Origin of the sequence: Helicobacter sp. NHP22-001 (genome assembly GCF_030270165.1) — a bacterium.
Lineage (GTDB): Bacteria > Campylobacterota > Campylobacteria > Campylobacterales > Helicobacteraceae > Helicobacter > Helicobacter gastrofelis.
This window is the reverse complement of the sequence record NZ_BSWS01000005.1, coordinates 12,371-37,584: the sequence shown is the minus strand read 5'-3', so window position 1 is coordinate 37,584 and position 25,214 is coordinate 12,371. Positions and strand designations below refer to the sequence as shown.

20 protein-coding genes and 1 tRNA gene are annotated in these 25,214 nt (G+C 46.2%); 12 read left to right on the top strand and 9 right to left on the bottom strand.

The genetic code is table 11. From position 1 onward, the window contains the following. The first annotated feature begins 10 nt into the window (after window positions 1-10). Entirely contained in the window at window positions 11-712 is a 702-nt protein-coding gene (locus QSJ47_RS05090) for a GIY-YIG nuclease family protein (RefSeq protein ID WP_285602644.1), read from the top strand. On the opposite strand, the gene QSJ47_RS05085 is transcribed toward QSJ47_RS05090, so the two are convergent. Next, window positions 709-1,956: an Eco57I restriction-modification methylase domain-containing protein gene (locus tag QSJ47_RS05085; RefSeq protein ID WP_221271221.1), complete on the bottom strand. Its 1,248-nt coding sequence runs from the start codon at window positions 1,954-1,956 to the stop codon at window positions 709-711. The two genes, QSJ47_RS05090 and QSJ47_RS05085, sit on opposite strands and share 4 nt — an antisense overlap. 105 nt (window positions 1,957-2,061) lie before the next feature. Between QSJ47_RS05085 and moaA the strand changes: the two genes are divergently transcribed. From moaA to QSJ47_RS05060, 5 genes are all read left to right on the top strand, one after another. Beyond that, window positions 2,062-3,030, top strand: coding sequence for a GTP 3',8-cyclase MoaA (gene moaA, locus QSJ47_RS05080; protein WP_221271220.1), 969 nt, complete (start codon window positions 2,062-2,064; stop codon window positions 3,028-3,030). An 18-nt stretch (window positions 3,031-3,048) separates the two neighbouring features. Continuing rightward, complete coding sequence (gene mqnE / locus QSJ47_RS05075; RefSeq protein WP_221271219.1) at window positions 3,049-4,131, top strand: aminofutalosine synthase MqnE; 1,083 nt, start codon at window positions 3,049-3,051, stop codon at window positions 4,129-4,131. A 199-nt stretch (window positions 4,132-4,330) separates the two neighbouring features. After that, window positions 4,331-6,745 (top strand): outer membrane protein assembly factor BamA, encoded by a 2,415-nt coding sequence (bamA, locus tag QSJ47_RS05070; protein ID WP_502875122.1) that lies wholly within the window; start codon window positions 4,331-4,333, stop codon window positions 6,743-6,745. A gap of 8 nt (window positions 6,746-6,753) precedes the next feature. Further along, entirely contained in the window at window positions 6,754-7,803 is a 1,050-nt protein-coding gene (locus QSJ47_RS05065; protein WP_221271217.1) for a dehypoxanthine futalosine cyclase, read from the top strand. Between the two features lie 85 nt (window positions 7,804-7,888). Continuing rightward, window positions 7,889-9,244 (top strand): M16 family metallopeptidase, encoded by a 1,356-nt coding sequence (locus tag QSJ47_RS05060; protein ID WP_260321532.1) that lies wholly within the window; start codon window positions 7,889-7,891, stop codon window positions 9,242-9,244. Here the strand turns inward: QSJ47_RS05060 and hypD are convergent. The 3 genes from hypD to hypB are packed head-to-tail and all read right to left on the bottom strand — an operon-like array spanning window position 9,237 to window position 11,297. Then, window positions 9,237-10,343 carry a hydrogenase formation protein HypD gene (gene hypD / locus QSJ47_RS05055; protein ID WP_285602677.1) on the bottom strand — a complete coding sequence of 369 codons (1,107 nt, stop codon included), beginning with the start codon at window positions 10,341-10,343 and terminating at the stop codon, window positions 9,237-9,239. The two genes, QSJ47_RS05060 and hypD, sit on opposite strands and share 8 nt — an antisense overlap. Then, the gene (locus QSJ47_RS05050) at window positions 10,330-10,563 is read right to left on the bottom strand and encodes a HypC/HybG/HupF family hydrogenase formation chaperone (RefSeq protein ID WP_221271216.1); all 234 of its coding nucleotides are present in this window, start codon (window positions 10,561-10,563) and stop codon (window positions 10,330-10,332) included. The genes hypD and QSJ47_RS05050 overlap by 14 nt, the downstream gene beginning before the upstream one ends. After that, the gene (hypB, locus tag QSJ47_RS05045) at window positions 10,563-11,297 is read right to left on the bottom strand and encodes a hydrogenase nickel incorporation protein HypB (RefSeq protein WP_221271215.1); all 735 of its coding nucleotides are present in this window, start codon (window positions 11,295-11,297) and stop codon (window positions 10,563-10,565) included. Before hypB ends, QSJ47_RS05050 begins: the two co-directional genes overlap by 1 nt. 85 nt (window positions 11,298-11,382) lie before the next feature. Here hypB and QSJ47_RS05040 point away from each other — a divergent pair, with 85 nt between their 5' ends. Next, a complete protein-coding gene (locus tag QSJ47_RS05040; RefSeq protein ID WP_285602643.1) occupies window positions 11,383-12,051 on the top strand; it encodes a non-canonical purine NTP pyrophosphatase in 669 nt (222 codons plus the stop codon). Between the two features lie 155 nt (window positions 12,052-12,206). Here the strand turns inward: QSJ47_RS05040 and QSJ47_RS05035 are convergent, their stop codons facing one another. Genes QSJ47_RS05035 through QSJ47_RS05020 form a run of 4 tightly spaced genes read right to left on the bottom strand, consistent with a single transcriptional unit; the run spans window position 12,207 to window position 17,829 of the window. Next, complete coding sequence (locus QSJ47_RS05035) at window positions 12,207-15,320, bottom strand: efflux RND transporter permease subunit (protein WP_285602676.1); 3,114 nt, start codon at window positions 15,318-15,320, stop codon at window positions 12,207-12,209. Beyond that, window positions 15,320-16,264 (bottom strand): HlyD family efflux transporter periplasmic adaptor subunit, encoded by a 945-nt coding sequence (locus QSJ47_RS05030; protein WP_285602642.1) that lies wholly within the window; start codon window positions 16,262-16,264, stop codon window positions 15,320-15,322. The genes QSJ47_RS05035 and QSJ47_RS05030 overlap by 1 nt, the downstream gene beginning before the upstream one ends. Beyond that, the gene (crdB, locus tag QSJ47_RS05025; RefSeq protein WP_285602641.1) at window positions 16,261-17,454 is read right to left on the bottom strand and encodes a copper resistance outer membrane protein CrdB; all 1,194 of its coding nucleotides are present in this window, start codon (window positions 17,452-17,454) and stop codon (window positions 16,261-16,263) included. The genes QSJ47_RS05030 and crdB overlap by 4 nt, the downstream gene beginning before the upstream one ends. Continuing rightward, window positions 17,455-17,829: a FixH family protein gene (locus QSJ47_RS05020; RefSeq protein ID WP_285602640.1), complete on the bottom strand. Its 375-nt coding sequence runs from the start codon at window positions 17,827-17,829 to the stop codon at window positions 17,455-17,457. Window positions 17,830-17,930: 101 nt separating this feature from the next. Here QSJ47_RS05020 and fumC point away from each other — a divergent pair, with 101 nt between their 5' ends. The 5 genes from fumC (at window position 17,931) to QSJ47_RS04995 (ending at window position 23,474) form a co-directional block, all read left to right on the top strand. Continuing rightward, window positions 17,931-19,322 carry a class II fumarate hydratase gene (gene fumC, locus QSJ47_RS05015; RefSeq protein WP_285602639.1) on the top strand — a complete coding sequence of 464 codons (1,392 nt, stop codon included), beginning with the start codon at window positions 17,931-17,933 and terminating at the stop codon, window positions 19,320-19,322. Between the two features lie 1,069 nt (window positions 19,323-20,391). Further along, window positions 20,392-21,492, top strand: coding sequence for a zinc-binding dehydrogenase (locus QSJ47_RS05010; protein WP_285602638.1), 1,101 nt, complete (start codon window positions 20,392-20,394; stop codon window positions 21,490-21,492). A 7-nt stretch (window positions 21,493-21,499) separates the two neighbouring features. Next, window positions 21,500-22,606, top strand: a complete 1,107-nt coding sequence (locus QSJ47_RS05005; protein ID WP_285602637.1) for an NAD(P)/FAD-dependent oxidoreductase — start codon at window positions 21,500-21,502, stop codon at window positions 22,604-22,606. Between the two features lie 64 nt (window positions 22,607-22,670). Next, window positions 22,671-22,745: transfer RNA gene (locus QSJ47_RS05000), tRNA-Asn, on the top strand. 180 nt (window positions 22,746-22,925) lie between these two features. Further along, window positions 22,926-23,474: an outer membrane protein gene (locus QSJ47_RS04995; protein WP_430886798.1), complete on the top strand. Its 549-nt coding sequence runs from the start codon at window positions 22,926-22,928 to the stop codon at window positions 23,472-23,474. Window positions 23,475-23,489: 15 nt separating this feature from the next. Here QSJ47_RS04995 and hemE read toward each other — a convergent pair whose 3' ends face one another. After that, entirely contained in the window at window positions 23,490-24,512 is a 1,023-nt protein-coding gene (gene hemE / locus QSJ47_RS04990; protein WP_285602636.1) for a uroporphyrinogen decarboxylase, read from the bottom strand. Between the last annotated feature and the right edge of the window lie 702 nt (window positions 24,513-25,214).

Genomic DNA, 25,214 nt, shown 5'->3' with positions numbered 1-25,214 from the left:
GGAGCGTAAAGTGGCGCAGGGCGATAAACCGACTTTAGATGAGTTAAAAACCTTATGTGATTGTGTGGATGGGGTGTTTGTTTCAAAGAGTGGAGCAGAGTATATTAAGGCTCTAGGTGTGTTGTTTGCGCTTAAGAACAAAAACGATCAACCCTTTAGCATCCATGAAATCCAACAACAACCCGCCTTGCAAGAGTTTTCTTTTACGGGCAAGAGGGAGTTTTTATACATTTGCCAACTTAAAGCCGAACCCTTGAAAATCATAGGCACTAAGCGGATAAATGAGAAAATCAAAGCAGAGGATTTTACTAGCGATGAAGCCCAAAGGGTTTTTAATCAATCTAGCGGGGTCGCTTATTTGATCACTTGTCCGCTTGAGGGCAAAGAGCATATCATTAAGATAGGGCAGACAAGAAAATCGTTTAAAGAAAGGTTAGGCTCTTATAATTGTGGCACCGTTTATAATTGGCGCACCGCAAGCACCACAAATATTAAAATCACACAATCCCTGGTTGCCACTCGCTTGTACTATTATAATCTCTATCTTTGTGATTGCAGCAATGATCCCTACACGATCGAGTGGCACGGGGTCAAATCCGCCCCACTCCCCTCCCCTAAATCCTTAGCCGTTGAGGATATCATGGTAAAAAAGTTTATAGAGCAATTCAAACAAAAACCCCTAGCCAATATCCAAGTGGACGCAAGCCACTAGTATTTGATGTGTTGGCAAAGGGTGCGGATGGCTTCAAGCTCCGCCTGTGTGAAGTCTATTTTCTTGGTGAAATTAAGGTGCTTTAACACCTTGATGTTGTTGAAGTTGCCATACCTTGTCAAGTGGATCAAGAGCTTGATGTGGGGCTGTTTTAAAAAGGGCATGTAGTTTTGCGCCTCCGCTTGGCTCTCAAAGGCGATGTAGCCCACGGATTGCGTGGTGTTGGCGTGGTGCTTGATGTAGGGCAGAAAATAAGTGGATAGGGGGATAACAACGATCCATTTGTCGTAAATGTCTTGCTTGATAGTGGCGTAGCGGGTCTTTTTAGGGGTGTGGATCGTTTCGTATTGAAAAGTCGAATCGGGGGTGTCGCTCAATTTGTCCTTTTGGGTGAAATTATGCAGATCGCACCTATAGGCGAAGGCGTTGTTTTCTGTGGGCTCTAGGCATTTTTGGATCAGGCTGACAATCTCATTTGAAAGGTAGAGGGGCAAAAGGGGCAAGTCTTTAGGGATTTGCACCCTTTGGCTGTCTTTTTGCAAGAAGGCGTTTTTCACCAAAGTTTTTTTGCCAAAAACCCCCTTTTGCCACACAAACACGACAAAAGACGAGCCGATGCCCTTAAAATACTTTTTAATGTCATTGTCTAGCACTAAAAAGCTCCCACAGTTAAGGAGTTTCTTTAGCGTGGTGTTGTTATTGTTGTAGCTCATCCAATTATTGGGTGTAACAAAACACAGGAAGCCTTGATCTTTTAATAGGTCAATGGCGTGTTCTATGAATCGATTTGAGAGGCTGCGGTTTTTGTTGCCCCCACCTGAGTAGGGGGGATTTGCCATGATGAGGTCGTATGTGTAGGGGGTGTTGATGTCAAAAAAGTTTTGGTTGGTGATGTGTTTGGGGTTTAGAACACGCACACAATGCAAGAACCTTTGTTTGGAAAGCTCGTTGCAATGGATATTGTCTAGACTTGTTTTATACTGAGCATAGGCGGCAAAATTCCCATTGCCCACGCAAGGATCGAGGATTTTAAGGTGTTTTCTATGCCAAAGCTCTTGGGGCAGATAGTCTAGCATGCACTCCACACACGCCATAGGGGTGCAAATGTTGTCCCTTGAGGTTGCGTGCGCACAATCCTTGTTGATCGCCTCATAATGCGCCCTTAACTTGGTGTAAGTGTTTGCACCCTTAAATGCGTAAGCCCCCCCGTCTATGTCTGTTTTTAAACCCGTCTTTGTGCCCATGCCTCATTTCCTTGGAACCCTTGCTTGGGTTTTAATCTCGGTTTCAGCCTAAATTGTCAATAGATTTGCTATTTTACCCATTCAGTCTAAAAAGTGGAGAAGTTCATGCTTGTGGATACCTTTGCACGCCAAATCGATTACTTGCGGGTGTCGGTAACCAAGCAGTGTAATTTCCGCTGCCAGTATTGCATGCCGACCACGCCGATGGACTTCGTGGAGAGTGAAGAGGTCTTGCCCCTAGATAAAATGCTCGAGTTCATTAAAATCGCCATTGATGAGGGGGTGGCTAAAATTAGAATCACAGGAGGCGAACCACTCATCCGCAAGGACTTAGCCCCTTTCATCGCTAAAATCCATGCCTATGCCCCGCATGTGAAGTTGGCTTTAACCACCAATGGGTTTTTACTCAAAGCCCAAGCTAAAGCCCTTAAAGAGGCAGGGCTAGAGCGGGTCAATGTGTCTTTAGATTCTCTAAAGCCCGAGAGGGTGGCTAAAATCTCGCAAAAGGACGGACTAAAGTCTGTCTTAGAGGGCATTGAGGAGGCGTTAAAAGTGGGCTTGGGGCTCAAATTCAACATGGTCGTGCTCAAGGGCATTAACGAGGATGAGATCATTGCTCTTTTGGAGTTTGCCAAGAGCAAAAACGCCCAAATCCGCTTCATTGAGTTCATGGAGAACACGCACGCCAACAGCCAGCTAAAAGGGCTAAGCGAGGCGCAGATTTTAGAGGCGGTGCGCCAAAAATATCCCAACTTGTGCCTCAAAAGCGAGGGGGTGAGCCCCTCTAAGATTTACGCCCTAGAGGATGGCTACGAATTTGGGATCATTGCCCCACATAATGACGACTTTTGCAAGCACTGCAATAAAATCCGCCTGAGTGCCGATGGCACGATTTTCCCCTGCCTTTACTACCAAGACAGCGTGAACGCGAAGGGGGCGATTTTAAAGGGCGAACCCGCTTTAATGCGCCAAGCCCTCAAGCAGTCTGTGCATAACAAGCCCGAAAAGAATTTATGGCAACAAGGCACGCAAAACCAAGTCTCCGAGCGCGCTTTTTACAAAACGGGGGGATAACCCTAAGAAGGATTCAACATGGATTTATTAGAACAAGCCCTAAGTGGGCAGTGCACTGAGGCGAGCACTTTAGCTAGGCTTTACGATTATGATTTGTTTGTATTAGCCAAAGAAGCGCACACGATCCGCACGCAAATGCACCAAGACAAAGTGTTCTTCAATACCAACCGCCACATTAACCCGAGCAATATCTGCACGGATAGTTGCAAGTTCTGCGCCTTTTCTGCTAGCCGCAAGAACCCTAACCCCTATGAGATGACCCACGCACAGATTTTAGGGCAAATTTCTAGCTCTTATGCTAAGGGCATTAAAGAGGTGCATGTGGTGAGCGCGCACAACCCTAATTACAGCTATGCGTGGTATTTTGAGCTCTTTAGGGCGATCAAGGGGGCGTTTAAGGATTTGCATTTAAAGGCGATGACGGCTGCCGAGGTGCATTTTTTAAGCACGAAGTTTAACAAGCCCTACCAAGAGGTGCTAGAGGACATGCTAAAAGCCGGGGTGGATTCTATGCCCGGGGGTGGGGCGGAGATTTTTGATGAAAAGGTGAGAAAGCACATTTGCTCGGGTAAGGTGAGCTCTGCCCGGTGGCTTGAAATCCATAAACATTGGCACTCTTTAGGCAAGATGAGCAACGCCACCATGCTTTTTGGACATGTGGAGAGCAGGGAGCACCGCTTAGACCATATGTTGCGCTTAAAGCACGCCCAAAGCCCAACCAACAAAGTGGAGGCAAAAAAAGGAGGCTTTAACGCCTTTATCCCCTTGCTTTATCAAAAAGACAACAACTTTTTAAAGGTGGAGCATAGCCCGAGTGCGGTGGAGATTTTAAAGACGATCGCCATCGCCCGTATTGTGCTAAAAAACATCCCCCACATCAAAGCTTATTGGGCGACCTTGGGGCTGAATTTAGCCCTAGTGGCGCAAGAATTTGGGGCGGATGATTTGGACGGCACGATCGAGGTGGAGATGATCCAATCAGCCGGGGGGGCTAAGAGCAAAAAAGGGGTGGGTAAAGAGGATTTGATCTACCAAATCAAGGATGCGCGTTTTCAAGCCATTGAAAGGGATAGTCTATATAACCAAATCCAGGCATGGTAAAAAGTGTGCATTTTCGTTAATTTTTTGTTTACCAAGATGTTATTTTTGGGTATAATACACGGATTGCAAAAGCCAAGTGCAAGGATTCCGCATTAAAAAGTATTTCTCGTTTTTGTTGGTTTGGCTTGGCCAATTTTTTTTACCCCTAGATGCCACAGAGGAGAGAATTACCCGCATCGAATATAAAGATCTTTCCTATATGTCGGACATGCTTGCTAGTGAGATTGTCAAGATTAGAGAAAACGACATTTTGGACCTTAAGGCGGTCGATAAAGCAGTCTTGGCCCTTTATAGCCAAGGCTATTTTGAAGATGTTTACGCCACTTTTAATAAGGGTAAGTTGGTTTTCCATTTCAAAGAAAAACCCCGCATCGCCGGTATTGAAATTAAAGGTTATGGGACAGAGAAAGAAAAAGAGACCCTTTACACCCAAATGGGGATCAAAAAAGGCGATACCTACGATGATACCAAGCTAGACAATGCCAAATATATTTTAAAAACCGCTTTAGAACAGCAGGGCTACTACGGCAGTGTGGTGGAAGTGCGCACCGAAAATTTAGCCGGTGAGGGGGCTTATCGGATCATCTTTGATGTCAACCGTGGGAACAACATTTACATCACAAGATCCGTCTATGAGGGGCGCAAGCAGCTCAAACCCCGCCTAGTGGAAAGTCTTAGTGCCAATAAACAGCGCGACTTCATGGGCTGGATGTGGGGGTTAAACTCGGGTAAGTTGCACTTAAATGAGTTAGAATACGACTCCATGCGTATCCAAGATGTCTATCTGCGCAATGGATTTTTAGATGTCAATGTATCCGCCCCTTTCTTGAACACCAACTTTGGCACACACAAAGCAAAACTCTACTACAAGGTCAAAGAGGGGATCCAATACCGCATTTCAGGCATTGAGATCAAAATCAACAAACAAGTTGTGCCGATGGCTAAACTCTTAAAATCCATTAAAGTCCACAAAGGCGATGTTTTTAACATCGAACACATGCGTGCAGATGCCCAAATTTTAAAAAGAGAGGTGGCTGACCAAGGCTATGCCTTTGCGGTGGTCAAGCCTGACCTAGACAAGGATGAAAAACACGGCAAGGTGAAGGTGATTTACCGTATCCAAACTGGGGATATGGTTTATATCAACGACATCATCATCTCGGGCAACCAGCGCACCAGTGACCGCGTGATCCGCCGTGAAGTGTGGTTAAGCCCCAAGGAGCGTTATAGCCTCACTAAGGTCGCTAGCTCTGAAAACTCTTTGCGCCGGCTGGGCTTTTTCTCTAAGGTCAAAATTGAGGAACGCCGGGTCAACAGCCAGCTTATGGACTTGCTCGTCAATGTTGAGGAGGGGCGCACGGGGCAGTTGCAATTTGGGCTGGGTTATGGCAGCTACGGGGGGCTCATGCTCAACGGCAGTGTGAGCGAGAAAAACCTCTTTGGCACAGGTCAAAGCATGAGTTTATACGCCAACATCGCGACCGGTGGAGGCCATAACTACGGCGTTAGAGGGAGTGGGCGCATGTTCTCGGGCAACCTCACCTTAAGAAACCCGCGTATTTTTGACAGCCGTTACAGCTCATCTATCAGCCTCTTTGCCGAATACATCATCAGCTACAACTACATCCAACAAGGGGGGGGCTTTAGCGTGAGTGCGGGGCGCATGCTCACAAACACCTTTAGTATGAACTTGGGTTATACCTTCAGCCTTAATAAACTCATGGGTTTTTCTAGCCCTCTGTATAAGATGTTTTATTACAGCGATAAACAGCTAATCACATACGATGGGCAGCCTTTCGAACCCTATGGTAAGCCTTTATACGGCATGTGGAGCCGCAATTACGACACCCCCAAAACTAGCTCATTTACACTCAGCACGCGTTTTGACAACACAGACGACTATTACTTCCCTAGAAATGGTTTTACTTTTTCTAACTACACCTCGATGTCGGGTCTGCCCGGTCCTGGACAGCTCAACTCTTGGAATGGACTAGGGGGAAATGTGCGCAACACCAAAATTTATGGCAAATTCGCCGCCTATAAAGATCTCAAAAAATATTTACTCATAGATCTCATTGCCCGCTTTAAAACCCAGGGAGGCTATATTTTCCGCTACAACACAGAAGACTACTTGCCCCTAAACTCTGTATTCTATATGGGGGGCGTTACCACCATTAGAGGCTTTAGAAACAGCTCGATCACACCTAAAAACAAGTATGGCATGTGGATAGGGGGCGATGGGCTCTACACGGGCTCGGTGGAGCTTAGTTATGGGCTTTTAAAAGCGGCAAAAATGCGTTTAGCGTGGTTTTTTGACTGGGGCTTTTTGACTTATAAAACCACCAGCAAAGCCGGGGGCTTTTGGCAACAAACCGCCTATACGCCCAATGCAGACTTTAAAGATTATGGCGTGGTCGGCGCAGGCTTTGAACACGGCACTTGGCGGGCTTCTACGGGAATCCAAATTGAGTGGGTTTCACCCATGGGTCCTTTGGTGTTGATTTTCCCCATCGCCTTTTTCAACGACTGGAGCGATAAAAAGGGCTTGTGGTTTAACCCCAACTTGCACGACTACACCCAACGCTTTGCCTTCTCTATGGGCACGCGTTTTTAGGAGAACACATGCGCTTAAGTAGAACGGAATTATTAGACTACATGGCAAATAAACCCCTCAAAGAGTTGGGGCAAATGGCATTGGCTAAAAAAGAGGAGCTGCACCCCGAGAACACCACGACCTTTATTGTGGATCGCAATATTAATTACACAAATATTTGCTTTGTGGATTGTAAGTTTTGCGCCTTTAAGCGCACGCTCAAGGATAAGGACGCCTATATTTTGGACTTTGAAACGATCGATAAAAAGATTGAGGAGTTGCTAGCCATTGGGGGGACGCAAATCCTCTTTCAAGGCGGGGTGCACCCACAGCTTAAAATTGATTACTACGAAAACCTAGTCGCCCATATTGCTAAGAAGTTTCCCACGATCACCATACACGGCTTTTCAGCGGTGGAGATCGACTACATCGCCAAAGTTTCTAGGCTGTCTTTGCAAGAAGTGTTGGAGCGTTTGAAGGCGGCGGGCTTAAGCTCAATTCCGGGGGCAGGAGCAGAGATTTTAAGCGATCGGGTTAGGGCGAAAATCGCGCCTAAGAAACTCAGTGCCGATCGTTGGATTGAGGTGCATAAGGAAGCGCATAAGCTTGGGATTAAAAGCACGGCGACCATGATGTTTGGCACGACAGACACTGATGAGGACATCGCCGAGCATTTGGAGCGGGTGCGTAACTTGCAAGATGAGACGGGGGGGTTTCGGGCGTTCATTTTGTGGAGTTTTCAGCCCGACTTTACCCCCCTGCAGCAAGAAATGCCCCACATTAAAAAGGCAAGTTCTAACCGCTATTTGCGTTTGTTAGCTTGCAGTCGGTTATTTTTAGATAATGTTAGAAATATCCAAAGTTCTTGGGTAACACAGGGGGCGTTTATCGGGCAGTTAGCCTTGCTCTTTGGGGCGAATGATTTAGGGAGTGTGATGATGGAGGAAAATGTCGTCAAGGCGGCGGGCACGAGCTTTTGCTTAAACGAGCAGGAAATGGTGCACTTGATTGCGGACATTGGTAGCAAGGCAGCCAAACGCAACACGGCTTACGAAATCTTAAAACGCTACCATGTCTAACAAAGTCCGCAGTGTGCGCTATGTTTTGATCTTAGCCCTAGTGGCTATACTTCTCATAGTATTTAGAACTTATAAGGGAGAGAACATGCCAACAAAAATAAAGACGCAAGAAAAGACCGCAGAAGTGATCAAACGCGACGAGGTGGGCGAGGGGATCCATTACTTTGAGGTTAAGGGGGTAAAAATCCCTGTGATTTACGAGGACAACCACTTGTTGCCCATGGGGACGATCAAGCTGATGTTCATGGGTGGGGGCAATATCATGGACAAGGACAAATACGGCTTATCAAAGCTCAGTGCCGGCATACTAAATAAGGGCACGAAGGAGTTAGGCAATGTCGCCTTTGCCGAGCAGTTGGAGCAATTAGCCATCACTTTGGATGCAGATATCCGCCTAGAGTCTTTGCACATTGACTTGAGCTTTTTAAAAGAGTATGAGGGCAAAGCCATAGGTTATTTACACGATCTCTTGCTCTCACCCAACCTTACACCCAGAGCACTAGAGAAGGTCCAACAGCACATGGTCGCCGCCGCCTTGAATAAAGAGAGCAATTTTGACTATGTGGCGCAGCTAGGTTTAAATGAAATTCTTTTTGCAGGCACCCCTCTAGCCCACCCTGCCACAGGCACACCCAAGAGCATTAAATCGATCTCTTTGGAGGATGTCAAAAAACGCCTAGAGGACGCGCTAGACATTGAGCGGTTAATCATTGTCATGGGGGGGGATTTAGATATTGATAAAACCCTAGAAGCTTTGAAACCCACCTTAGAGGCTTTGCCCTCCAACAAGCCTTTTTTCACCCCCTACTTTGACACCACCCAAAAGCCCGAAACCAAAATCATTTACAAGGACAGCCAACAAGCCTATATCTACTTTGGCTCACCCTTCCACATGAAAGACCTAGAAAAAGACCTACCCCTAGCTAAAGTGATGGGCTTTGTGCTAGGTTCTAGTGGGTTTGGCTCGCGCTTAATGGATATTATTCGGGTCAAAGAGGGCTTGGCTTACAGCGCATATATGCGTATCCAACTCTCACGTATCATCAATTGCACCACAGGCTATTTACAGACAAAATTAGAAAACCAAGACAAGAGCATCGCCTTAGTCAAAAAAGTGATTAAAGAATTTGTCGAAAAGGGGATCACGCAAGAGGAATTAGACGGGGCGAAAAAATTCTTGCTAGGCTCAGAACCTCTAGCTAATGAAACGATCAGCAAACGCCTCACTAGCAAGTTTCATAATTTCTACTTAGGCTTGCCCCTAAACTACGATGCCATCATGCTCGATCGGATCAAAAACATGACTCTAAAAGAAATCAACGACTACATCAAGTCCCACACAGAGATCAACGACCTAAGCTTTAGCATCGTAACGATGGATCCAAAAAACCCCAAATACAATAAATCTGTGGGTAAAGAGGAACAAAAAAAGGCTAACTAAGGTATTTATAATACGCCGCACAAGCCCCTTCTGCGCTCACCATGCATGCCCCCACGGGGTGGCTAGGTGTGCAAGCCTTGTTAAACAAGGTGCAATCCAAAGGTTTGGCAAGTCCTTTTAAGATCTCCCCACATAGGCAGTTTTTAGGCTCTAATGCGCTCGCCTTTGGCAAGAACTCAGCAAAGACCGTTTCAGCGTCAAAATCCGCAAACTCGGGGCGCATTTGCATTGCCGAAAATGGGATTTCTCCCAATCCTCGCCACTCAAAGTTTTCACGCACTTGCATAGTCTCAGCGATCAAACTTTGCGCCTTTAAATTGCCCTCAAAGCTCACCGCCCGGCTGTATTGGATCTCTAAAAGGGTTTGTTTCTTTAGAGCTTGGCGCACAATGCGTAAAATGCCATCGAGCATGTCCACAGGCTCAAAGCCCGCCACCACAATGGGGATTTTAAACAAATCCAGCAAAGGTCTATAAATCTTAGCCCCCGTGATCACACTCACATGCGAGGGGGCGATGAGGGCATCGATCTTAGAGTTCTTTAGCACCGCTTGCACGCTAGGAGGCACAAGGACATGGTTATTGTGTATGAAAAGGTTTTTTATTCCTTTTTCCTTTGCTTGCAATAGAAGGCTTGCGGTCATTGGCGTGGTGGTTTCAAAGCCGATCGCCACAAAGACCACCTTTTTATCGGGGTTTTGTATCGCCACTTCTAGGGCTTGTAAGGGGGCGTAGGCAAAGCGTACATCTGCCCCTTGTGCCCTTAAAGATTGCAAACTGCCCTTACTGCCGGGCACACGCATTAAATCCGCAAGGGTGATCAAAATTGTATTTGGCATTTGGGCTAGGGCAATGGCTTCATCAATGCGTAATTTGGGCATCACGCACACAGGGCAACCCGGGCCATGCACAAAGTCTAGGGGGGTATCTTGCAAGAGATTTAATAAGTCATAGCGCATTAAAGCATGCGTGTGCCCCCCACACACTTCCATGATCTTAAAGGGGGTTTTGAGTCCTATGCTCTCTTTTTTGATTTGGCTCACTAGGGCTAAAATGGTGTGTTTATCCCTAAACGAGTCGATCAAATCAGCCATCTTGATCCATTTTGGCGATCATCTCGGCGTAAAGTTTTAAAGACTCTAGGGCTTCATCAGTGTCGATCTTGCCCACCACAAAGCCCACATGCAAGAGCACGAAATCCCCCACTTCTAGCGGCTCGTCTATCAAATCCAAGCTCGCCTGCCTTTGCACGCCCAAAGTTTCTAAAGTCGCCGTGTTGCCTTGTAGGGCAATGACCTTAGAGGGGATCGCCAAACACATTAGAAGGCGTGGGTGGATTGGTAATTCTCAGCCCTTCTTGACACGATGAAGTCTTTAAAGGCTTCTAAACTTGCCCTATCTTTAGAGCTTAGGGTGAAAATGGGGGTATTTGGTTTGAGTTTATCCATGTCTTCTTGCACCTGAGAGATTCTAAAGCCAAAGACATCCATCAAATCCGCCTTGCTCACCACCACGGCATCGGCGCATAAAAACATGCTGGGGTATTTGAGCACCTTGTCATCGCCTTCAGGCGTGGAGAGCAAAACAATATTCATCGCTGCGCCCAAGTTGTAGCTAGAGGGGCAAACCAAGTTGCCGACATTTTCAATCACCAAATAATCGCTAGCCGCAACCGCACCCTTGTCTTTTAAAATGTCATAAGCCCCCTCTAACATCGCCGCCTCCAAGTGGCACGCCTCCCCCGTGGTGATTTGCTGGGCAGCCACGCCTTTTTTGACGAGCCTATCAGCATCGCGGTTTGTCTGTAAATCCCCCTCGATCACGCAGAATTTAAAATCTTCAAAGCTGGCTAGATTCTCTAACAGCGTGGTTTTGCCGCTCCCGGGGGAACTCATGAAGTTCAACACATACAGCCCGTCTGCTGTGTAGCGTTCCTTCATTTCAAGGGCTTTTAAATCGTTCTTGCTTAAAATTTTCTCCACCACCTTGACATCTTTTTTACTCAAGTTGGGGTTGTTGTTTAAGTTTTGTTCTCTTGTAGTTGCTTCTACCATGTCTGCTCCTAAGTTTAAAAACCCCCAATATTAGCACAAAAGGTTTAATAATCTCTTTGCAAGCCAAAAAGGCTAAAATGTCTGCGTGTTACCTTTAATCTTTTTTAGCAACAACGCCCATAAATGCGCCGAAGTGCAAGCCATTTTAGGGCAGGAAGTGTTACCCTACACCCGCCTTTTAGGGCGTGTAGAAGTGGTGGAGAGTGCTCAGAGTTTTGAAGAGAACGCCCACCTAAAAGCGCAGGCACTTTATCCCTTTTTGGCGGACAAATTGCAAGACTTTTTAGTGCTGGCAGAGGATAGTGGGCTGTGCGTGGAGGCTTTGGGCGGATATCCGGGCATTTACAGCGCGCGCTTTGCCAACATTAAAGAGGGTGCAAAAGAAATTGTAAGGGGCAATTTTATGCCCCCTAGTGCGTCTTCAAGCGACATAGAGAACAACCGCAAACTCTTGGCGTGTTTAGACATATTAGGGCTTTTAGAGTCACCCGCTTGTTTTGTGTGTGTGGCGGCTCTACGTGGACGGGTGGGCGGACAAGAGGTTAGCCAAAGCTTTAGGGGGGAGTGCTTAGGCAGGGTTGTTAAAGCCCCCTTAAAGCCTAATGCCTTTGGCTACGACCCGCTTTTTATCCTCAAGGGCTACCACACCACTATAGACAACATTGAGGAGAAAAACCAAATCTCGCACCGCTTTAACGCCTTAAAGCAAGTGCAAGTGTTTCTAAAACGCGCATGCCTTAAGCTGCCCCATTAGGGCTTTTAATACGCTATATCCTCGCAAAAAAGGCGTTTTCTGTGTGTGTCAAACTTGGGGCTGAATAAATCCTTACTCTCTTTGTTGTCCTTGGTGTGTATGCCGACAATCGGCAGTAGGGTTTATACACCGCTTGAGCTATGAGTTTAACTTTGTTAGGGTATTTTTGTAAGAGCGCTCACTTTTAAACGCGCGTTTTTGATCACAAAGTAGGCGGTGGGGATGATAAAAAGGGTGAGGATCACGCTAGTGATCATCCCGCCTAGCATGGGGGCGGCGATGGAGTGCATGATCTCCGAGCCCACGCCATGCGAATACATGATGGGCACAAGAGAAACTAGGATACTAAAAAAAGTCATTAACTTAGGGCGCACCCTTTGCACCGCCCCGTGCATGATCGCCTCTTTGAGTTTGCTGCTGGTCTGCTCGGCTTCTTTTAAGAAGTTTTGGTAAGCGTCCTCTAAGTAAATGATCATCACAATCGCCGTTTCGCTTGCCACGCCTAAAAGAGCCAAAAAGCCCACCAACGCGGCGATGCTTAAATTCAAGCCCCAAAGTTTCATGAAAACAAGACCGCCCAAAAAGGCAAAGGGTAGGCTAAAGAAGCAAAGCAAAGAGTTCGTGGTGCTTTTGAGTGCAAACACGATTAAGAGAAAGATGATGAAAATGCTCATGGGCACAATGTATTTTAGAGTCGCAAAGGCTTCGTCTAAGTATTGGCTTTCACCCGAAAACTCGTAGTAATACCCACTAGGTAGGTGCAAACTCTCTAGGGCCTTGATCGCCGCCTCGCGGTAACTCTCTGAGCTCACCCCATTTTTAGGCACAATGTAAATGAAGTGCACATTTAATCCCTTCTCGCTTTTAAGCACCGCAGGGGCGTTTTCATAATAGACATTGGCAAACTCCCTTAAGGGGACATAGCTTGCTGCAGGGGTTTTAATGTAGAGATTTTGCAGGGCTTGTATGTTGTTGCGCTCAGTGTCTTTTAAACGCACAGAGATGGGATAACTCTCCACGCCATCGATTAGGGTGGTGATATTTGCTCCGCCTAAGCCAAAGCTTACCATATTTAGCACCGCCTCTTTGGTGAGGTTGTATTGCGCCAATTTTTCAGGGCGTAAATCCACATTGAGGTAGTAGCCATTGTTAGACTTCTCAGCAAAGACGGATAAACTTTGGGGCAGGGTTTTTAACTTTTGCTCCATTTGGATCGCCAAATCTTGGAGCAAGTAGGGGTCTTTGCCATAAAGTTTAATGCCTAAAGGGGTGCGAATCCCCGTTAAGAGCATGTCAATGCGGCCTCTAATGGGGTAGGTCCAAGAATTGACAAGCCCTTTAAGCTGCAAAGTGTGCTCTAACAAGTCCCTTAGTTTTTTATAAGTCATGCCCGGCCGCCACTCACTCTTGGGTTTTAGCTCAATGTAGGTTTCGAGCATGGATAGGGCTGCGGCGTCCGTGCTGCTATTAGCCCGCCCAGCCTTGCCAAAGACTTGCTTCACTTCAGGGATCGCTTTAATGTGCTTGTTGGTTTCCTCTAAATACTTCTTGGCGGTGTCAATGCCCACGGCGTTGGTGGTTACGGGCATATACATCACCACACCCTCGTTAATGGCGGGGATAAACTCCCAATTCAATTTTTTATACACGAAGTAAAGCCCCCCTAGCCCCACCACACTTAAAGCTAAAAACACCCACCTAAAGCGCAACACAAAGGTCAAACACACCCCATAAACTTTAATAAAAAAGGCATTGATTGGGTTTTTATCCTCTTTAATGATTTTGCCCTTGATAAAAAAGAGCATGAAAATCGGAACAACACTGATAGAAAGCAATGCCCCCACGAGCATGGCAAAGGTCTTGGTGTAGGCTAGGGGCGAGAAGAGCCGTTTTTCTTGTCCGCTTAGATCAAAAATGGGCAAGAAAGACACCACGATAATCATCAAGGCAAAAAAGATCGCCGGACCCACTTGTTTCACGCCGGCAATGATCGCCTCTTGGCGTTCTTGGTCGTTTGCTATATTGGCGTGGCTTAGGTGCTTGTGGGCGTTCTCCACCATCACGATCGCCGCATCCACCATCGCCCCTATAGCAATGGCGATCCCCCCTAAACTCATGATACTCGCCTCAATGTTAAAAAAGTGCATGAGTAAGAAGCTTAGGCACACACAAAGGGGCAAAGTGATGATCACCACCAGCGCACTTCTAAAGTGCAAGAGAAACAGGGCGATCACGGCAAGCACGATCACACTCTCCTCTATGAGCGTGTGGATGAGATTATCCACACCTTTTTTAATGAGCTCGCTTCGATCATACACGGGCACAATCTTCACATCGGGGTTGCCCTCTTGCAAACGGGCGATCTTGGCTTTGATGCGTTCTAAAATGCGATAGGTGTCGGCGTGGTAGCGCACCATCACAATCCCGCCCACCACCTCCTGCTTGCCGTTTAAATTCGCCACCGAGCGGCGGGGCTTTGGGGTTAAATTCAAGGTGGCGACATCTTTAAGCTTAATAGGGGTGAGATTAGGGGTTTTAAGCACAATTTCGCCCAAGTCCTTTAAACTCTTGGTGTAGCCTTGGGCGTGGATGATCTTTTCAAACCCATTTTCTAAGATGATCCCCCCACCGGTGTCTTGATTGGACTTTTTAATGGCATTCACCACATCATCTACGCTTAAATTGTATTTCACCAAAGCGTCATTATCTAGGGTAACTTCATAGTTTTTCTCAAAGCCCCCCACACTCGCCACCTCGCTCACCCCATCCACGCCTAAAAGCGCATAGCGGTAATAAAAATCCTGCAAGGTCTTAAGCTCGGCTAGGCTCTTGGTTTTGCTCGTTAGGGCGTATTGATACGCCCAGCCAATGGAAGTCGAGTCGCTCCCCATTTCTACTTTCACCCCAGCGGGCAATTTCACCCGCGCCATTTGCTCGCTCACCCGATCGCGGGCAAAATACAAATCCACGCCGTCTTTAAAGATGATGTAGACCAAGCCCGTTTCATAGCTGGAGATCCCCCGCACGGTTTCAATGTCGGCGATCCCCATAAAATTAGCCACCAACGGATAAACCGCCTGCTCTTGCACCACCTGCGGGCTTTGGTTGGGGTAGCTCACCTGCACGACTACCTGCGTGGGCGAGAGATCGGGCAAAGCGTCTAAACGGGTGTTTTGGATCGCCCAAAGAGAAATCAAAAAGAGCAAGAAGGTCCCCATTAAAACGATCAGTTTATTCTTGAGGCAGAGCGAAATGATCGCGTTAATCATCATTCATCTCCATTGTTGATCGCGTCGGCATCTAAAATAAAGAGTGCATTTTTAGCGACCTCATCGCCCGCCTTAAGCCCCTCTAAAACTTGATAGCTGCCATCGCTTAGACGTTTAGCTTTGATCTGTGTGAACTCATACGAGTCGTCATCTTTTTTAAACACCACCGCATGCCCGTTCTTGATCAACACTGCCTCTTTAGGCAAGATGAGCATTTTTTGTTTGGGCTGGTAGATCGTAACTTTGGCGAACATATTGGGGAAAAAAAGTTGCTTAGGGTTTTTTAAGATAAAGCGGGCTTCGAGCATTTTATCCTGTGTGCCCACAAGGGGGTTGATGTTAGAAAACTCCAAATCAAACACCCCGGGCACGCCCTCAATGCTGATTTGCGCCTTAGATAAATGCCGTATAAAGTCCAAATCCTCTTGATTGACCCGCACCAAGACATACAGAGCCTTCAAGTCAATGATTTGAAACACCACCGCCCCACTCTTGATAAAAACCCCCTCATTGACATTTTTAGCAAAGACCACGCCGCTAAAAGGGCTTTTCATCTCTACGCTGTTTTGCACTTTTTTCGTCTGCATGATTTTAGCGATCTGCTCGCTCCCCACGCCCAATAAACGCAACTTCTCTTGCATTTGTACCACTTGGCGGTTGAAGTGCAAGGATGAGAGCAACTCGCTTTGCACGGAGATTAAGGCGGGGGAGTAAATGCTAAAGAGTTTGTCCCCGGCTTTCACGCTTTGGTAGGTGCGGTTCACATAGAGTTTTTCCACAAAGCCGTCAAAACGCAAATTATAGGTGTAGGTTTTGCGCTCATCGGCTTGCAAAGTGGCGTAATACTGCCTAAAGGGGGCAAATTCTTTAAGTTGCACCGCCACACTCCCCACCGCCTGCACCTGCGATAAACTGAGTAAAAGCCCTAAAATCCATCTTTTCATTTGAGTCCTTTGAGATTTTCTAGTGCAAGGTAGGTTGTGGCTAGGGCACTCTTGGTTTCTAGCTCTAATAATTTCGTGTTGATCGTGTCGTTGAAGGCGTTGTAATAGCTGTTGTAATCGCCTTGAGAGGAGGGCAGATTGTCTTTATAGATTTTAACGATGTGCTCGCTGGCTTGTAAAATTTGATCGATGTTGCTGAGATTTTTTTGTAATTGTGTGAGTTTTTTAATCAATTTGCGGGCGTTGTGCTGCACGCTGTTTTTGGTGTTCTCTAGGGCGTTGAGGGCGGCTAAATGTTCTTCTTTACGCTGCTGCAAAGTATTGCTTTGTTTGCCATAGAGGGGCAGAGGGATCGCCACCCCGATGGTGAACATGTCAAAGATTTTAGAACGGAAGAGGTAATTGGCGGTTACATTGATGTCTTCTAAAAAGCTTTTCTTGGCTAGGGTGATGTTCTTTAAAGATTGGCTGTCTTTGAGGCTGGCGATCTTGATTGTGCGATTCGTCTCCATGATTTCCTTGATTTCATGCTCGGGCTTGAAAGCCACGGGGCTGGGTGCTAGGCTTAATAAATCACTTTGATTAAAGGTCAGCTCGCTGATGTTGATTTTATTATCGGCGAGGCTGTCTTGTAAATCGTTTTGCTTGATCTCCCATTGCGCTTTGATGACTTCTAATTTGGCGATGGCGATTTGATCGGGGCTGCTGGAGTGCTCGGCTCTATAAAGCAAATTGTCTAAATTGCTTAAAGCGTCTTTAAGTAAGGCTAATTTTTGGGTGTTTTTGTAGACATTAACGGCGTTTGTTAAAATGTTGATGGCGATTTGTTGTTTGAGTTGTTCTAATTCTAAAATCTTTTTTTGGCGCTCAATTTGCACCACTTGCTTTTGCGTGTGCCTCTTGCCGGTCACATCGAACTTTTGGCTAAGCCCCACACTGATGCTTTGCATAAAACTCGAATCTAGGATAAAAAAGTTATTGACATCGGCGTTGTTGTAGCCCACATACAAAATGGGGTTATCCCAACGACTCACCGCCTTTGCCTGCGCTTGTAGGCTGTCGATCTGCGCTTGTAAACTTGCGATTTTAGCGTTTTTAACTAGGTATTTTGTATACACCACTTGCAAGTTTAAAGGAACTGCCCGTAGGGCGAGCGTGGCAAAGACCAAACCAAGCACAAGCGCACGCATTTAGATATCCACGCTGCTTTTACCTTTGTAAACATGCCCGTCCTTGGTCTTGATCTCCACTTTGATTTGCCAAGTCCCGTTCATGGGCAAGTTTACAGAGCCTGAATAAACCCCGTCTTTTTCTGTCAATTTGGCGCTTTCGTGCATAGCGGGCATGCCCGGCATTTCGGGCATGAAGAATTTGACTTTCACCTGCGCCCCTTTGATCGCCTTGCCGTATAGGGTGGGCGCAATACTGAATTTATTGTCGCCATTGACAAATTTATTAACAGACTTTAAAGAGACATCTGTCCCGCTGGCTTTAAACTTCAGCTCGTAGGCGTTGAGGTTAAACGCCATTGCTCCTGCTAAAAAGATGAGAGCGAATTTTTTCATGGTTTCTCCTTGGTTTTAAAATGCCCTAATTCTAGGTAAGGATTGTGTAAAATTTGTGTAAAAATGTGTTAAAGTTTGAGAAATTTTTTAAAAGGAAGTGCATGCATTATCGAGTCGAACACGACACCATGGGCGAGGTTAAAGTTGAAGACAACAAATACTGGGGGGCACAAACCCAACGAAGCTATGAGAACTTCAAAATCGGGGTGGAGAAAATGCCCCCTGAACTCATCGCCGCCTTTGCCAAACTCAAACGCTCTTTAGCCAAGGTCAATCAGGATTTAGGCAAGCTGGACGCTAAAAAAGCGGGCGCGATCATGCAGGCTTGCGAGGACATTTTAGAGGGCAAGCTTGATGGCATGTTCCCCCTAGCCATTTGGCAAACGGGCAGTGGCACACAGACAAACATGAACATGAACGAAGTCATCGCCAACAGAGCCACAGAAATTTTGGGAGCGGATTTTAGAAAAGAAAAATTGATACACCCCAACGACCATGTGAATATGTCCCAAAGCTCAAACGACACCTTCCCCACTGCCATGCACATTGTGGCGGTGTTGGAGCTAACAAAAACCTTACTGCCCGCCCTAGACACCCTGCACACCACCCTGCACGCTAAAAGCGAGGCGTTTAAAGACATCATCAAAATCGGGCGCACCCATTTGCAAGACGCCACCCCCTTAACTCTAGGTCAAGAGTTTAGCGGCTATGCCAGCATGTTAGAACACTCTAAGGCGCAGATTTTAGAGAGTTTAGAGGGGCTAAGGGAACTTGCCATCGGGGGCACTGCTGTAGGCACGGGCCTTAACGCCCATCCGCAGTTGTCTCAAAAGGTTGCTGAGGAACTGACCCGCTTTACAGGTCAGGCCTTTAAAAGCGCACCCAATAAGTTCCACGCCCTCACCAGCCACGATGCCATCAACTTCGCACACGGCGCACTCAAAGGGCTTGCGGCAAATTTAATGAAAATCGCTAATGACATTAGGTGGCTTGCCAGCGGCCCGCGCTGTGGACTAGGCGAGTTGTCGATCCCTGAAAATGAACCGGGCAGCTCTATTATGCCCGGCAAGGTCAATCCCACCCAATGCGAAGCCTTGACAATGGTTGCCGTGCAAGTGATGGGTAACGATGCGGCGATCGGCTTTGCGGCCTCTCAGGGCAATTTTGAACTCAATGTCTTTAAACCCGTGATTATCTATAACTTCTTGCAAAGCGTAAAACTTCTAAGCGATGCGATGCTGAGCTTTAACGAACATTGCGCTGGCGGTATTGAGCCCAACAAGGACAAGATTGACTATTATTTGCACCACTCTTTAATGCTAGTGACAGCCTTAAACCCACATATCGGCTATGAAAACGCCGCTAAAGTCGCCAAAAACGCCCACAAGAAGGGCATTAGCCTCAAAGAATCCGCTCTGGAGCTTGGGTTACTCAGCGAAAAAGACTTCGACGCTTGGGTTGTGCCCGCTCACATGATCGCCCCGAAAGCATAGTTGTAATTTGGACTTGTAGCTCTAAGGGTCTTTTAGGCTCTTAGTGCCCTTGTAAAATGTAAAAAGCTGAGCTTCTTAGCGGATTTTCTTCACGCCTAGGTCTTTTTCTCTTGAGCCTCCTATACCATTGTATGTAGGTTTTCGAATCAACTTAGGAGATAATTTTGACCCTGCAATGAAACATATTCACATGTTTTTCACATGTTTGGCACATAGCAAGTGTTCTTGTGTAGGGACTTTGTGGGATTTTCTTAGCTTTAGGCACATGCATGTGAAGACTTTAAGCACATGTCATCTATGTATTTTCACATGTTGGCGTGGATTTGTGCCCAAGAACACCTAAAAAAGAGATTTTTTAGCACATGTTATGCACTATCCAAGCAAATAAAATAAGTTTTTTATAATGGTGGCGAGCTCGCATGCAAGGGGACTAGATTAGACTCTAGGCACAAATTCACATCCCCTACTACTACTACTAAAATTATATCAACATGTGTTTTTGGGCTTTTAAAACGAGCTTATCTAGTATCCCATGGGTGTATCAATTCTCTAGTAGACAATTGTTCTTTGTTCTCTTAATGAGTGTACCCACCTTGTTTGTAGTTCTTACAAATTTGAGCGCACAAACACTTGGAAACCCTTCAAAATTTAACCGACTACCAACTATAGAAGTCTTAAGGTGCGCAATTTTTATTACATCTCTATTTCAATCATGTTGACCACTAAATTAAAATATACATCACGCCCTACCTTTTGTAAAGTAACTCTTATTGAAAACTTAAAAAAGCTAGTCATCAACCTTTTTGAATGAAATATGACAAATCTTAATGCTAATCAAACTACAAACTAGTGTTTAATAATTCTCCATAATCTTACACATGTGCTTTTTGAGCCTACACATGTTGCAGAATACCTATCGTTTAGCTCAAGAAATCCTAATTAAGTTTAGTAACATAGATGTTTTCCAAGAGTATAAAAAGATAGTGTATAGTATACAGAAATTAAAATGGCGCGATCGTTACTCTAAATCGTTATAATCTCTTGTTTAAAATTCACGATGGAGGTTTGTATGGTTAAAGGTTTTGCAATGCTAGGCATTGGAAAAGTGGGGATCATTGAAAAAGAATCCTTGGAGTGCGTGGTGCCCGTGCGTAAAAAGTTGGAGTTAGGTCCGCTAGATGCCTTTGTGCGTCCTTTGGCAGTTGCCCCTTGCACTTCAGACTTACACACTTGTTATGAGGGGGGGATTGGCGAGCGCTCAAATATGTTCTTAGGGCATGAGGGGGTGGGGGAGGTCTTGCAAGTGGGGGCGTTGGTGCAAGATTTTAAAGAGGGGGACATTGTCATTATCCCCGCGATCACGCCTGATTGGAGCTCTTTAGGGGCGCAAAGGGGCTATGCGCAACATGACCACGGCGCGCTTGCGGGTTGGAAGTTTTCTAACTTTAAAGACGGGGTTTTTGCCGAGAAAATCCATATTAACGATGCGGACGGTAATTTGGGGCATTTGCCCGAGGGGGTAGACTTGGTCGATGCCGTGATGCTAAGCGATATGATCACCACGGGCTTTCATTGTGCCGAGCAGGCAAACATTAAACCGGGCGATCGCGTGGCGGTGGTGGGCTTAGGTCCTGTGGGGCTGATGGCTTTGGCGGGGGCAAATCTCATGGGGGCTAGTGAGATTTATGCGGTGGATTGCGTGCCTTTTAGATACGAGGTGGCACATAAACATTATGGAGCGACACATTTTATTGACTTTAGCAAAGCCCCCATGCACACGCAGATTTTAGAGCTCACTAAGGGCGTAGGGGCGGATAAAATCCTCATCGCCGGGGGAGGCACGGACATTTTGAGCGAGGCTTGCTCTTGTCTTATCAATGGCGGGGTGGTGTCTAATGTCAATTACTTTGGCAGTGGCGCAAACTTGCCCATCTCACGCATGGCATGGGATGTGGGCATGGGGCATAAGACCATTAAAGGGGGGCTAACCCCGGGGGGTAGAGCGCGCATGGAAAAACTTGCCCGCTTATTGCAAACTAAAAAACTGAGCGTCAAACCCATCATCACGCACCACTTAGAGGGCAAATTTGAGGAAATTGCGCAGGCTCTAGCGTGGATGAAGGACAAACCGGCTAATTTCATCAAACCCGTTGTAAAAATCAAGTGGTAAGTTAAGCGTGCAGGAAGTTTTAGTTTTGGGGGCAGGGTATGCTAGCCTTGCGTTTATCAAGTCCTTGAGTAAAGAGGTGCTTCAAGCGTATTCTTTCACCCTCGTGTCGCAAAGTTATCAGCACAGCGTGCAGGTTTTATTACACGATGTGGTGGCGGGTTTGCCCGGTTGCCACGCCTTAAGCCTTACAGAAATTTTGCCCCAAGGGGTGCGCTTTATCCAGGATGAGGTGTTAGAGATCAAGGAGGGGGTGGTGGTGGGGCAACAGCAAGAACACCCCTACACGCATTTAGTCGTGGGGCTAGGTTTTGCGAGCGAGAGTTTTGGCGTGGCAGGGGTTAAAGAGCACGCCCACACCTTGAGCCACTATAAGCAATGCCAAGACTTGCACCAGCAATTACAAAAAGCATTGCAAGCAAGCCCAAAGCCCTTAGAGATTGTGGTGTGTGGGGCGGGTTTTAGCGGAATCGAGCTAGTGGGGGCTCTAGCGGATGCGTTTAAAGATAAGGTCCGCATCACTTGTGTAGAGGCGATGTCTGGGATTTTGCCCATGTTTGTCCCTAAACTCGCCCAAAAGGCGCATAAATATTTGCAAAGTTTGGGTGTGCGCTTACAGGTGGGGGCAAAAATCCTAGAATGTTTGGAAAATGGAGTGCTTGTAGAAATTAACGGGCAAAAAGAGCAAATTGGGGCGGATTTTGTATTTTGGACTTGTGGTGTGCGTGGTAGCCCCGTCATTGAAAACTCGCCCTTCTTTAAGAGCGCGCGTAGCCGTGTAGAGGTCAATGGTTTTTTAGAACCGGTGGGGTTAGAAAAGCGGGGGGTGTTTGTGCTGGGAGATTGCGCCCTCCTTAAAGACGCGCAAAATCGTCCCTACCCGCCCACAGCGCAATTAGCCAGCCAAATGGGGGCGTATTTGGGGGCACATTTCAAAAGTGTGCTTGTAAACAAGCCCCCTAAAAATTCTTTTATTTACAAACCCAAGGGAACCATTTGCTCTTTGGGAACACACTATGCAATTGGGCAAATTGGAGGGCTGTGTGTAACGGGCAAGCCCGCCTTGTGGCTTAAAAAAACCATTGAGTGGTGGCACAGACGGGTTTTAAAGCTTTAGCTAGGTTTTTAGGGCGATGTCTCTTGACAAATCCTATAAAAAAATGTTAGAATCGAGCTTTCGTTCCAGATTAGCTCAGCGGTAGAGTAGGCGGCTGTTAACCGCTTGGTCGTAGGTTCGAATCCTACATCTGGAGCCACTTTTTCACTCGAGTTACATTATTTACTCAGTATTTACCACTTTAGCCGATTTTGCCCTCGCTTGTTTATTAAGCACATGGAACACTCTTAGCTTGTGTGTCCGTACCAATTTGTATTAAGGAGTTTTTATGGTTCTTGGTTCCAAACGCGTGTTAAAAGGTTTGGCCCTCTCTAGTTTGATGGCTTTTGGTGCAGTGTCTGTAGCCCAAGCAGATGAAAAAAATGGCTTTTTCTTGGGTCTAGGTTACCAACAAGGTAAAGCCGGTGGCGATGCCTACCGCGCGCCCCTCACCTCTGGCATGCCCCTTTATGGTCTAGGTGCGCAAATTGGGGGCGTGGGGTTTTTGAATAAGTGGTTTGGGGGGCAAGTTTATGGTTTCTTTGATTATGACCAATCTAACAGATATGGCCCTAACTCCAATGATAAGTGGAACATGTACACCTATGGTGGCGCAGCGGACATGATCGTCAATCTCATCGCCACTAGCCCATTTTCTTTCGGTCTTGTGGGCGGTATCCAACTTGCAGGCAACACGTGGCAGTATGCTGGTGTTGCCGATCACACCGGTTTTCAGTTCCTCTTTAATGTGGGCGGACGCATTAGAATGGGCGAGCACTCTGCTTTGCAAGCAGGCATTAAGTTCCCCATGATCCCCCAAAAATTTGGAAACGGCTTTTCCATGACGCGTCACTATGCGTGGTATGTGAACTATGTGTTCACTTTCTAGTTAGTCTCTCTGCACCTAGCGTCGGCTAATCTCGCGCACTAGGCGCACGAGTTCAAGGGCGTTAGAACGGGGCAAATCGGGCAACATCCCATGCCCCAAGTTAAAAATGAGGCCTACTTTTTTACCCATAACTTCGAGAATGTGCTCGATGCCGTTGCGCATCGCCTCTTGGCTATAGAGTCGTGCCGGTTCTAAATTCCCCTGCAAGACATAACGATCCCCCAAGACTTCTTTAGCGTGCTCTAGTGGTGTGTCCCAACCACAGCCAAAAACTTCAAAATCCCCTTTTAAATGCGCCAAATACGCCCCCACGCCTTTGGGGAACACAATCAAGGGGACTTTAGGGTGCTTTGTTTTTAGGGCTTTAGTGATTTTTTGGATATAGTCCCAACCAAATTCTAAATATGCCTCTAGCTCCAATGCCCCCGCCCACGAGTCAAAGAGCATGAGTGCGTTAGCCCCTGCCCGTGCTTGTACATCTAAATAGCCTATAATTTCTATGCTGAGTGCCTCTAGTAGAGCATGCGCCATTTGTGGCTGGGCATAAAGGATTTTTTTAGACCGACTGTAGGTCTTGTTGCCTTGTCCCTCTAGCATATAGGTCGCTAAAGTCCAAGGTGCGCCACTAAAGCCAATCAACGCCTTAGACTTGTCCAATTTGGAGCGCACACTAGAGACAATCTCATATACATAACCTAAATCTTTATAGGCCCCTCTCTTCAGGGCTTTAATGTCTTCTAGGCTCTTTATAGTGTCTAGGAATTTTGGACCAAAACTAGGGATAAATTCTAGAGGTAAGCCCATTGCGTGGGGCAAGAGCAAAATATCGCTAAAGAGTATGGCTGCATCCACATCTAAAATTTCAACAGGTTGTAGGGTAACTTCTGTGGCAAGCACAACATTAGCGCATAAGTCTAAGAAATTTTTAGCCTTTTGGCGCACCCCTTGGTATTCGCTTAAATACCGCCCCGCTTGGCGCATGAGCCAAATGGGGGTGTAGGGGGTTTCTTGTCTAAAACATGCATCAATAAAGACCATCACAATCCTTTAAGTCAAAATTAAGGTTATTGTATATATTAAACATAAACCTCGTGGAATTAATTAATGTTGGAGTTAACAATGGCACACCGATACTCAATCTATGAGCTCAAAACATGATATGCACGCCATAGCCCAACATCTTCCTCTCTACCGATTATTTCATTATAAGACCCTAACTGCTAAACTGAGCTTTTACTCTATTGGATTGGCTTCCCGTTTAACAAGTTTCAAGTTTACTATAATATTTAGAAAGATAGGTGTTCTGCTTGCTTCTACAAGCGTAACTTCAAAAATTTCTCCTAGAGAAAATATATATTATCCACAAATACAGTTCCTAATTGATGTTTATATGTGGGTCTTCTTAGTGATGTGCGTAATCAAAAAAGTTAACTAAAGTCTATAACAATTAGAATAAATTCTAGTTTGCATTACCCCCCAAGTAAAGTAGCTTTGATAACTGGTGAGATATTGCTATTTTATATTTTATATATGATTTTTTCCAAAGTAGTCCTATGTGCTTTTTAGTAAGCAAATGAGATTAAATCGATAGTATTGAAGATATTGAAGTAGGATTTATCCGCATTATATGAAGAATAGGACTCCAGTTAATGGTAGAACTTTAGGTAAAAACTTATAAGGCCCAATCAAGATAGCTTTTCTAGACTCAGATCGTTTTGCTTAACTGCCCTGCGAACCTGT